General features: G+C 35.5%; 6 protein-coding genes. All 6 read right to left on the reverse strand.

Annotated features, from left to right (window positions below; translation table 11 throughout):
* Positions 1–86: 86 nt before the first annotated feature.
* The 6 genes from ITJ86_RS04265 to ITJ86_RS04290 all read right to left on the reverse strand — a co-directional run bounded on the left by ITJ86_RS04265 (position 87) and on the right by ITJ86_RS04290 (position 12114).
* Positions 87–1814, reverse strand: coding sequence for a hypothetical protein (locus ITJ86_RS04265; RefSeq protein ID WP_195870370.1), 1728 nt, complete (start codon positions 1812–1814; stop codon positions 87–89).
* Positions 1815–1825: 11 nt separating this feature from the next.
* Complete coding sequence (locus ITJ86_RS04270) at positions 1826–3490, reverse strand: SusD/RagB family nutrient-binding outer membrane lipoprotein (RefSeq protein WP_195870371.1); 1665 nt, start codon at positions 3488–3490, stop codon at positions 1826–1828.
* A gap of 3 nt (positions 3491–3493) precedes the next feature.
* On the reverse strand, positions 3494–6679 hold the full coding sequence (locus ITJ86_RS04275) for a SusC/RagA family TonB-linked outer membrane protein (RefSeq protein WP_195870372.1): 3186 nt from the start codon (positions 6677–6679) through the stop codon (positions 3494–3496).
* 219 nt (positions 6680–6898) lie between these two features.
* Positions 6899–8125 carry a glycoside hydrolase family protein gene (locus ITJ86_RS04280; RefSeq protein WP_195870373.1) on the reverse strand — a complete coding sequence of 409 codons (1227 nt, stop codon included), beginning with the start codon at positions 8123–8125 and terminating at the stop codon, positions 6899–6901.
* A 23-nt stretch (positions 8126–8148) separates the two neighbouring features.
* Positions 8149–9807 (reverse strand): MFS transporter, encoded by a 1659-nt coding sequence (locus tag ITJ86_RS04285; protein WP_195870374.1) that lies wholly within the window; start codon positions 9805–9807, stop codon positions 8149–8151.
* Positions 9808–12114 carry a GH36-type glycosyl hydrolase domain-containing protein gene (locus ITJ86_RS04290; protein ID WP_195870375.1) on the reverse strand — a complete coding sequence of 769 codons (2307 nt, stop codon included), beginning with the start codon at positions 12112–12114 and terminating at the stop codon, positions 9808–9810. It abuts the gene before it with no gap.
* Positions 12115–12126 lie beyond the last annotated feature (12 nt).

Here is a 12126-nt window from a genome sequence, read left to right on the forward strand (position 1 = left end):
CAGTACAACTTTATACATTGTACTGGAGGTTTCTATTTTTAGTAAGTTTTAAATACTATATTATTTTGAGCTTAGATACCCACTTTTTACTCATCTTCCAAAGTTACTGTTAAGATAGGAGCTGTAGCCGCTGATTCTGCACTATCAAACTGTAAATGTGCCCAAAGTGGCATGTCATTTCGGTTAGCACCAATTCTAAGAAACATAAATTCTCCGGCACTTGCTCCATTATCATATTGGTCATTCATAAAAGTCGCCAAGTCTATACTAGATGGGTCATCCATAACAAATTCTCCAAGAGCACCTCCATCTGTAATAAAACCTTGTTGAATTGCAGTAGCATTGGCATCGGTATCATAGTCTCCAGTGAAATAGTCTGTAGATAGGACCTCTGAAGTTGATCTGGAAGCTATAGCGTACACATCAAACTCTACAGGAACCCAAGAGTTGTTATTAACGACATTGACCTTTAAAACGGCTGATTTCACCCTTTTACCTTCAGGAATTTCTGGTAAAGCAAATGGCATCACACTAACGACTTGATCATCACCTCCAACACCTGTGGCTACATGCCCACCAAATAGTTGAGTCCATGTTGCATCCACAGAGCCTCCACTCCAAATAGTAGCATCTCCTGCATCCGCAGTTACATCGAAGGCCGCGTTTGGATCAACAATATCAATAGTAAAAGTTAACTCAGAGGACTCTACACCATTGGTAGCAACGATGGTAATATCATAGGTACCTAAATCGCATCCTCCACAATCGGAATATGGGTCAAAAGTTATGGCTCCAGATCCAAAGCCGTTATCTACAAAATTTGCGAATTGCGGTAAATCATTTGCTTCCATAGTAATATTGCCACCTAAAGGATCTACGGCTTCAATTTCTACTTCTAAAACAGCTCCTTCCGCTAATACAACATCATCTACAGGTAGAAAAACAGGCGCTTGATTTTGTGTTAGTGTCGTGATTTCCATATTTAACACTCTATGCGTTCCAGGATCATCCAAATTAAAATTACCAGCGACCATAGACCAATAATCTTGGTGTGTAATTTTACGTCTAAATTTATAATTTTCTCCAATTTGAACAACGTCTCCACCTTGCTCATTGGCGTATATGTCATAAGTCATAGTAACAGCATCGATATCCATTCTTACATGATACGTTAAACCAGCATGATATTCTAGCTCGTTATCTGCTGCATACCCAGTATCATCATAAGCATCTATTTTTCCTGAAGGATTTAATCTTACAATGCATGAGTTATCAGAATACGTTGTTGCGATACCATCTAAAATACCAACAACACCATCCATGATGTCTTTACTAGGAATCATATCAAACTCAACAGTAAATGTACCTGTTTGAGTGCCTTGCGGAATTGGAATAGATTGCCATTCGTTAATTCTACTCGTGTAACCATCGAGATTACCTCTAAAATTAAAGACCACTGTTTTTTCATATCCAGAAGGTCGGGTCGCAATAAAATTAACTCTTTTGGTCTCTTCTTCGGTTGGAGCGTAAGTATAGTTTAAGTCGTTACTTAATATTTCACCAGTTTCATCGTCTACCCATTGTACTGTGGTGTCTTCACTTGGTGATACTTGTAGGTTTAGGTCTAATGTTTCTCCTATTAAAACATCATAACCTTCCCATGCAATGCCGGTTATATTATCTCCTTCACCCCAAAAATAAACGGTTAAATCCGTGTCAGATAGTGTTGGATTTTTTACATCGTCTTGACTGCAAGATGACGTAAGAAGTAATAAAAGACTAAAAATATAGGCACTATAATTCTTTATTTTCATAATGTGTTTTTTTATAAATCAACTCCTCTTGTTAAACTATTATCCCACCAAACAGGTGCTCCCCAAAAATTAACTCCGTTATCTAAATGGGGCTCTAAATTGTCTCTGTTAAAATTCATTTCACTATTAGGATATGGTAATTTTCTAGGAATTAAACCATTTAGTGTTTGGTCCGTATAAGGGTTGTCAGTTGTTGGTTTAAGTACAGGGAAACCTGATCTTCTCCAATTTGCAAAGCCTTCTATACCATTGTAAAAATTATTAACATAATGTTGCATGTTTATAGCCTCCATTTTATCTACAGTATTATTCCATAAATTTTCAGCGTAAACATCTGAATTAATATCTAAATTAGGTTCAGCACCTAATATTATAACCAGTTCATCAATGTTAGCAAAAATGGCATTTTTATAATGGGTTTTAGCATCACCACCAAAATTACTCCAACCTCTTAGAGCTGCCTCCGCTAACCAAAGTTCTACCTCAGAATAAGATTGATATATTGAAGGTAAGTCAATCCGTGTTAAATGTCTTCTTATCTGAAGGGGTTTAAAATATTTATCAATTTGAACGGTTCTTCCATTTTTTTCAACGAAACGTGGTGACCAAATATCAGCTGGTGCATCTTCTGGTGATTCAAATAAAAAGTATCCTGGTGCATAGCCTTCAAGAACTCCATAGGTAGCTAAATATTCATTTGTAATTTCCACACTGGTTTCGGTAGAAGATTTTGAGTTGTATCGCGATGTTGCATCTTCTTGGTAAGCGGCATACATTCCAAACATCATTAAGAGTCTTGGGTCATCGTTGTCTCGTAAATAAGATACATACGTTTCACAGGCCACCATTATTTCTTCTGAAAAATTTTGAACTTGTGAGAAACCATTTCCTCTAATTTCTGAGGCTCCACTTGTGCTTACTGTAAAATCACCATGTTCTACTTTGGCAGCGTCATCAATACTTTCCATCACACCATCTTCAATAGCCAATACAGCTTCTGTTTCGGCTTTAGACAAATTAACATTGACTAATCTCATCGCATATCTTAACCTTAAAGAATTTGCAAATTTTCTCCATCTTTCTACATCTCCATTATACATTAAATCACCTTCTAAAGCTTTAGAGTCATCTAATTGAGCGGCAGCTTCTTTTAATTCCTTAAAGAAATCATTATAAATGTCTTCCTGATTGTCGTAAGCCGGATGTAAATTATCGTCCTCTGCTTGTGCACCTGCTTCAAAATATGGTAAATCTCCATAAGTGTCTGTAAGTTGAGCAAAGATCATAACTTTTAATATCCTGGCTACAGCTTCGTAATTTACAAGTTCTGGATTTTGTTCAGCTTCTTGAATAGCGTAAGTTAAATCACTGATTTCACGATAAGAACTTTTCCACATATACTCCATATAACTTATATCGAGTTTATAGGCTTGCCCATGCGATACAGTCCACCCATCTGAAATCATTTGCGTAATTGACATGTGATACGCAGCTAAAGACCTCCATTGTGTTTCTCTATCTCCAGAGTAGCTTGTTTGTACTTTAGAAATTAAGGTTTTAGGGTTGGCAATTGTTGAGGTTGTGGGATCAACATTTAAGTCGTTAAAATCCTCACAACTTGTAGTTAGTGTTAGAGTAGACACTAGTAATATCAATATCTTTATACTTGTCTTCATTTTTTAAAATTTTGCAGTTAAGTTAAATCCGTAACTTCGTCTTTGTGGTAAAGAACCATATTCATAGCCTTGTCCGTTACTAATATTGTAAGTTGATTCTGGATCGACATTAGGTACATTTGAATGAATTAACCATAAATTTCTACCGATAATAGAAAAGGTTAAACCATTCAGGAATTTAATGTTTTTCAATTGTTCTGGGCCTAAAGAATAAGACAAAGAAACTTCTCTTAATTTTACGTACGAAGCATCGTAAATGAAAGGTTTTATAATGTGCGAATTTGCAATACTACCCCAATAATCTTTAGGATTTACATAAACGTCATTAGCTCTATAATTTGGATTTCCGTCTACTCCAACACCATCTTCAATAACCCCTTGTGCTAGGTAACCACCTGTGGCAACCCAACTGCTTGGAAGTTCGCCTGCACTTTCCCTTTCTGATTCGGATAGTGCCCATCCTTCACGTCCTTCTAGGGTTCCGATATGTGCTCCTTGTTGATATAATTTTTGATTGGTCATAGATAATATATCTGCTCCAGATTTAATTTGAATTAAAGCTCTTAACCTAAATCCTTTATATTGGATACCATTGGTAATACCCCCAGTAAATTTATATTGTCCATTACCTAAAGAGACTTGTTCATCAGATCTTAAAGGTAGTCCATTAGCACCTAATATAGGGGTACCGTCTTCAGTACGTTTAAAGTCGTAACCGACAATATCTCCATAAGAACCACCTTCTTCTGCAGTAATTAATGAGCTAATCCAATCTGCTCTTGCAATGGTTTGAGTCTTTGCTTCCTCATGTAATTTTACAATTTCGTTCTCATTATTGGCAAAATTGAATGTTAAATCCCAACGAAGATCATCTGTTTTGATAGGTACAAAATTTACCATCACTTCCCATCCTTTATTATTGATTTCACCTGCATTAATACTAGCCGATTCAAAGCCGTTTGAATTAGAAATAGGAATATTCATTATTTCATCATAGGTGGTTTGATTGTAATATGTGACGTCTAAACCAACTCTCCAGTTAAAAAGTTTGGCGTCTAAACCAAATTCATATCCTTTGGTTCTTGAAGGGTTAATATTGGTAAAATATGTAATATCATTTACGGTTGAAAAATTTGCTCCGTTTGAAGAATATGGGTAATCGAAAAAGGTATTATAAGCATAAGGATCTGTATCGCCACCAACTTCAGCATAAGAAGCTCTTAATTTTGCATAAGGTATCGTTTTAGATTTTAGATTTTCGATAGCCTTGGTTAAGACTAAGGCACCTGTAAATGATGGATAAAAATAGCCGTTATTTCCTTTTTTTAATGTAGATGACCAATCTTGTCTTCCTGTGACATCTAAAAAGGCATAATCTTTAAAACTAACATTTGCAAATCCGTAAAACGACCTGACTGATTTTCTAGGATTTTGTCGTCCTACAATGAATTCATTATAGTTATTTATAGAGATGACATCTTCTGACCCTTGGTTTTTACCAAGTATAGTATTTGTTGAACTTTCATAATTCATAATGTTTCCACCAAGACTTGCTCCAACGGTCCAATTATCGTTAAGCTGTTTATTCGCAGAAAGTAGAAATTCAGTATTAATTTCAGTAGTTCTTGAGTCTATTTTTGTTAGTTCTCCCCATTCAGCTAAAGGGGTTGTTCTTGGTGAGTAATTATAATAATCATATGTAAATGTATCTATACCAGATTTGAATTTGAAATCTAACCAATCTGTGATATTATAGTTTAAAGAGGCATATCCTAAAACTCTATTCTTATTAGATTCATTTTTCATGTTATATAATGAATAGTAAGGGTTGATAATTCGTGTTGCAGAATTCCAAAACACATAATCACCGTTAGCATCCGTTGCACTATCTTGTAACCATTGCTGATCAATATTTCCTGGTAACCCCAGAAGTGCTAATGCCGTATTTGCTCCTGAATAACCCAAATATGGTCTATTATCTACATCTTCTAGAGTAAAATTAACTTTTGCATCTAAAGTTAACTTCTCCCACATTTTCAAGTGCCCTTTTAAAGTGAAGTTATTTCTATGTAAACCGCTATTTGGAACAATATCTTCCATTTTTACATCTGATGCAGAAAATAATAGGTTGGCAGATTCATTACCACCTGATAAAGAGATTGTATTTTGAATGGTATAGCCTGTTCTAAAAAAAGACTCAATATTATCTTTTTTTACACCATAATCTCTATACTCTCCATCGAAAGAGATGAATTGTAAATTAGGATCCATTTTACCTCCCCAACTCCACATACCTGTAGCGTCACCGATATCTCTTGGAGGTGTTCCAATACCTTGACCATACACATGTTGAACATCTTCATATCCACTTATGACTTCATCAAACGTAGAGTTTGTTGAAAAATTAATATTAAATTTAGATTTCGAGTTCTTTTTAAAGGATTTTGTAGTAATTAAAATAACACCGTTACCACCTCTAGAACCATATAATGCTGCTGCTGCAGGACCTTTTAAAACAGATATGGTTTCTATGTCATCTGAGTTTACAGAAGAAATACCATCTCCTAAATCTTGGCCACCGTATTGTCCGGCTTGTCCGAAAGAGTTGTTATCCATTGGAACCCCATCAACAACGTATAGCGGTTGATTAGAACCATTAAATTTTGTGTTTCCACGAATAATAATTTTAGATGAACCACCTGACCCTGTATTTGGTTGTGCAATATCTACTCCGGCAACCTTACCAGCTAATGAGTTGACAGCATTAATACTCTTTATTTCAGCGAGTTCTTCACCATCAACTTTAGATATAGCATAGCCTAAAGCTTGTTCCTTACGTGAAATTCCTAGGGCAGTAACCACGACTTCGTTAAGTACTTCAACCGACTCAACCAATTGAATATTAATAACGGTGTTATCTCCTATAGTTACTTTCTGTTCAGAGAAACCAATATAACTAAAGCGAAGTACGTCTCCTTTTTCTGCGTCAATTGAATAAACGCCATTAAAATCGGTATTCGTCCCCTTGTTCTTTCCTACAACAATAATCGACACACCTGGCATAGGCATCTCATCTTCTAATGAAGTGATTTTTCCCGTTATTTGAATTTCTTGAGCATGTAAAATTGAAAATGATGAAATTATAAAAACACAGAGAAACGTAGAGAGTTTAAAATGTTTAATTCCCATAAAAAATTGAATTTAGAATTATAAGGCTTTTAAAGAAACGTCAAAAAAGTGCCCTAAAAAGTTAGTTGTTAGTAATACAATAGCTTATTATTATAGTATTCTCAAATATATATATAAAAACTTCTAAATTCATAATATTATACGGCTCAGCAATGAATAAAAGACAAAACTTATAAAGGTTTGAGCAGTATGTATAAATTTCCGTTTTAAATGATACCGTTATATATTAGACCATCGAATTAAAGCCTCTAAATAGTAGTAATCTGCATAATTTAGTGGAGCATCGGTTTCATTATTTTCATGAAAATTGCCCACAGAATGTTTTAAGATAAAGCCTCCGTTTTCATTTTTTTGAGCTAAATAGTCATCAGATGAAAGTGTTCTTAAGATGGTTTCGGTGTAGTCTAAATATTCTTTTTTATTTGCTACATCAAATGCTTGTAATTCCAATAATGCCGATGCTACAATAGCTGCCGCTGAAGCATCTCTGGGAATCTCTTCAGTACTTTCGGCATCATAATCCCAATAAGGAATATTATCACCAGGAATTTTATTGTTATTCATAATATAATCGGCTATCTTCTTAGCTTGCTCTAGAAATATTTTATGTCCCGATTCTTTGTAAGCTTCTGTATAACCATATAATCCCCACGCCTGTCCACGCGCCCAAGCAGACTCGTCAGCGAAGCCTTGAAAATTTACTTTTTTACGTACGTCACCTGTAATATGGTCGTAGTCTATGATATGATAACAACTATAATCAGGTCTATACTGGTATTTAATCGTAGTGGTGGCGTGCGCATTTGCGATATTAGAGAAGGTTGAATCTGCCGTATGCTTGGTGGCTTGATATAGTAAATTCAGGTTCATCATATTATCAATAATAATAGGCATATCTAACCCTTTCCCTTGTATCCATGGTGCATCTGTATCCCAAGATTGGATGACTTTTGCAACAGGTCGGTAACGTGTACTTAATGATTTTGCAGCATCAACAACGGCTTGTTTATAAGTTTCATTTCCGGTAAGACGATAGCCTTGTCCAAACGAGTTTTGTATCATAAATCCAACATCGTGGTTCCATTTTACAAATTGAGCAGAGTCTAAGGCTTCTGTAAATTTTTCGGCCTCTATTTTCCACTTATTATCATTTGTTTGTTCGTATAAATACCATAGTGAACCTGGAAAAAATCCACAAGTCCAATCTTGTTTGTAGGCCATTCTAAGCGACCCATCCTTGTTTAAACTTCTAGGGTTCAATAATGGTGAAATGGTATCTATTTTATTTATTAAATAATTATATTGATATTCTGCTAATGAAAAAACCCGTTTCACGAGTTCTTGTTTAGTTTCCTCAGTGTGTTCTTTAACTTCAACCTTATTTTTACACGATGTTAAAACTAAAATCGAAATTGTGATCGCTATAAATCTTATTGACAATGTCATAGTCTTTTAATTTTTTACAAAATTTATTGTTTTTCTGCTAGGGCTCTTCTCGATTCCAATTCACCCTCAATTTTATCCATGGTTTTATTATCAAGCGGATAGAAACTCATAATACCAGCTACTAGAAAACTACCTGCAGCAGGAATTAAACTTACCATTAAAAGAATACCAAAAGCAGATTCCGTTGTTTGTACTGTATTAGCTTTAAATCCATAAAAAGCTAATATCCAACCGGCTAGCGCTGCTCCAATAGTAAGTCCAAATTTTTGAGCCATGGTAGAAGCCGACATAATTAGGCCCGTAGCACGTCTGTTATTTTTCCATTCAGAATAACTTGCCGTATCTGTATACATCGCAAATAAGATTGGTGCTGGTGGACCTGAAGCTAAACTGACAATGATATTAAGAGCGAATATCATCGTAATATTAGATTTATCGACAAAGAAGAATAGGGCTGTAAACGTACCAGCAATGAGTTGGCAGGCAATGACAACTTTCTTTTTACCAAATCGGTTACAGAGTTTCTCAGTAAAAGAAATGGCAATGATGGTGACTATAGTTCCTGAAACTAAAAATGAACTCACTAGCGATTCATCTTCGATGTAGTATTTAAAATAATACATAACCGATCCATATCTAATGGCAACATACGCCAAACTTATCACTCCAATAACTAAAAGCACCAACCAAGGCTTATTGCTAAACAAGTCTTTAAAATCATTTTTGATGTTTGTTTTCTGTTCTTTAGGAGGCGAAACACGCTCTTTGGTGGTATAAAATGTGGTTAGAAACATGATGATGGACATAATTCCAAATACAATCATGACCCCTTGAAACCCTTTAGCTTCATTAACCACCTGAACTGATAGTTTCTTCGATGAAATAGTTTCGTCAAAATAGGTTGAAGGATTTAAAGTATGTGTTCCAAAGCCTTCTTCGAGATATAAAATATCTGTTGTATCATCTATTTCATTTTTTAAATCATTTTTATAAACGATTACGGTAACGTTTTTAGTTAACAGGTTGTCTTCACCTAAATCTGCATTTAAAACTAATTTTGAAGCTCCAACACCATGTTCAGTAATCACAATTTGATTGGTATTTAATTCTGCTGAAAACACACTGGTATTATCTCCACCGATACTATTAACTAATGGAAGCGTTAAGGCTTGCACAAGCAATCCGCCTGTAAACGCAAACATAAATCTGTATTGTGAAAAACTAGCGCGCTGAGAAGGACTTGCAGAAACAACTCCCATCAATGAAGAATAAGGAATATTTATAGCCGTATATACCATCATCATTAGGGTATAGGTAACATAGGCGTATATAATTTTGCCTGTTAGGCTAAAATCTGGAGTTGTAAAAGTGAGTACACCTACCAGTGCAAATGGTAAGGCCAACCACAAAAGAAAAGGACGGAATTTTCCCCATTTTGTATTGGTACGATCTGCAATAAGTCCCATTACCGGATCGTTGATGGAATCCCATATTTTTGTGATTAAAAACATGGTTCCTACGACAGCTGCTGGTAAGCCAAAAATATCGGTATAAAAATACAGTTGAAAAATCATTAAGGTCTGCCACACCAGATTTGAAGCTGTATCTCCTAAACTAAAACCTATTTTTTCTTTTATCGATATATTTTCCTCTACACCAATATTTTGTTTGTCTAACTCCATTTAATTTGTTTTAGTTTTTCCTATTTGAAAATCTATAGAGATTTCCTTTTTGTTTAGTCCAAATTCAGGTACTTCAATAAAATTGTCTTTTTGTTCTTTTCCCTCAACCAACATTATTTGAACCTCACCTCGTTTTATGGTGATATTGAATGTAGTCCCTCTGAAAATGCGTGTATAGGATACATTATTCCAAAATGAAGGAATTTGCGGATTAATTGTAACCCCTTTTAGAGTTCGTTTAAAGCCTAAAAGATTATCAAAACAGTTGAGCATATTCCAAGCTACAGTACCTGTTCGCCATGGGTCGTCAGAAACGTGTCTATCTTTTCGTAATGCCGAAGGCCCTACATAACTATTGGGTTGTGCATAAGGTTCTGATTTCTCCTCAGAAGGTAGAATTCTTTTAAAGGTTTCAAAGGCTTTATCGTTTCTTCCTGCAGCATAATCTGCGGCAATCTTAAAGGATGCGGCATGACAATAGACGTTTCCGTTGGTAAAATTACCCTGTGGAATCCCAGTTATAGAGCCAATGTCTTTATTGTATTTTGTAAATGGTGGCCAATTATGAACAGGACCAACAGGTGTATCTACCATAGGTTCCACTTTTTTCATGATATCCTCATATTTTTCAGCATCAATAATGCCTGCAAGTACAGCCCATGACTGCGGATTTATAAAAACTTGCCCTTCTTCTGAAGCATTATCACCTACTTTATTTCCGGCATCTGTGTAAGCGTAAATAAAGTGATCTTCGTCCCAACCGTATTTTAAGATATTCGCTTTAATTTCATGATATCTTTCGGCACATTGTGCTTCTATTTTGGTATCACCTTTCCAGGCTGCAATTTCTTCAACCACTTTAAGCGCTTTAGCAAGAGCTATACTCATCCAAACTCCTTCTCCTTTTCCTTCAGCACCAACGCGATCCATTAGGTCATTCCAGTCACCATGTCTTATTAATGCTAAGCCATGTTCTCCTCTGTCATTCCAAAGAAAATCTAAAGCTTTTAAGTTGTGATTCCAGATGGTGTCTTCTCCGTTATCAGAATAGGAGACAACTTTATCTAACATGCTAAGATCTCCGGTTTCCCGAAGTATGGAATATGTGGCATGGCTAATCCAACTTGGTGAGTCAGAATAATGTTTATCTGCAGCTGCCACCTCCATAGAAGAGACTCTAAATGCTCTAGGACAAAATCCATTACTCTTTTGATTTTCTAACGCTTTTTCTAACATTTTTAAAGCACGGTCAGGATCTATAATGGCAACACCTGCGGCATCTTGAAGTGTATCGCGATAGCCCTTAAAATAAAACCTAGCCCAATCTGCCATAAGATGTAACTGATGTTTCATCCAAACGTTAAACAGATTATTAAAATCGGCATCTGGCGTATTTAATTCTGAAAGGCCTAATCTGGCTATATTTTGTTTTTTTATAGTTTCAAGTTCGGCATCAATACGAGTACTATTGGCATATAAAGCCGTAAAGTCATCGGCTTCAGCTTCATCAAATACAATACCCATAACAATATTGATACGTTGTTCCGATCCTTCATCTAGATTCAAATTATGCTGTAAAGCAGATACCATATATTCTGTTGAAGCATCACTATCACTTAATTGTCCTTTAACGATACAGTCTGGCATTTCAAAACTAAGGTTGTGACCTAAGAATACATCTTTACTAATATCAAAATGATCAAAAGGTACATCCGTATAGGTAAATGCGCGATACTTTTCCGTCATAACACTTACCGATCGGTTTCTAAAAAACAAGCGTTGTTTTTCTCTATCGTGATAACCATCAACGGCAGAATTATAACCATAGGTGAGATTTACTCCATCTAAAATCACTTTTGCTACGCTAAATACAGATATGTTTCGTGGTCTACCTGACTCATTAAATACCTTTACAGACCAAATTTCTCCGGCTTCCTTACGAGGTACAAATATTTGAAATGATACTTTGATGCCATTTTTTTTACTCTCTAAAACAGTGTATCCTAATCCGTGAGTACAACTATAGTCATCTAATTCAACACCAGTTGTATTTGGTGCAACGGACCATACGTCGTTCGTCTCATTATCTCTTAAGTAAATATGTCGTGGCGCACTTCTATCATCTTGCTTTCCAAATAGATTAGTTAGGACACCAGCTTCATTTTGATATAGCGAAAAGCCATTAAGGTTTTGTCCTACACTGGCTAAGTATTTTGGGTTCCACAACATGTTAAACCAATCGCGAGGCGGTTGTGAATTTGTTATTTTATATTCAAGTCCGTTATTTATATAACTACCGTATTTCATATTACTGTTTTC

The sequence above is a fragment of the Winogradskyella marina genome, from assembly GCF_015645385.1.
Taxonomy (GTDB): domain Bacteria; phylum Bacteroidota; class Bacteroidia; order Flavobacteriales; family Flavobacteriaceae; genus Winogradskyella; species Winogradskyella marina.

Excerpts from the sequence above, each read along its gene's own strand:
- ITJ86_RS04265 (WP_195870370.1), bottom strand. The coding sequence starts at position 1,814 with ATGAAAATAAAGAATTATAGTGCCTATATTTTTAGTCTTTTATTACTT.
- ITJ86_RS04270 (WP_195870371.1), bottom strand. The coding sequence starts at position 3,490 with ATGAAGACAAGTATAAAGATATTGATATTACTAGTGTCTACTCTAACA.
- ITJ86_RS04275 (WP_195870372.1), bottom strand. The coding sequence starts at position 6,679 with ATGGGAATTAAACATTTTAAACTCTCTACGTTTCTCTGTGTTTTTATA.
- ITJ86_RS04280 (WP_195870373.1), bottom strand. The coding sequence starts at position 8,125 with ATGACATTGTCAATAAGATTTATAGCGATCACAATTTCGATTTTAGTT.
- ITJ86_RS04285 (WP_195870374.1), bottom strand. The coding sequence starts at position 9,807 with ATGGAGTTAGACAAACAAAATATTGGTGTAGAGGAAAATATATCGATA.
- ITJ86_RS04290 (WP_195870375.1), bottom strand. The coding sequence starts at position 12,114 with ATGAAATACGGTAGTTATATAAATAACGGACTTGAATATAAAATAACA.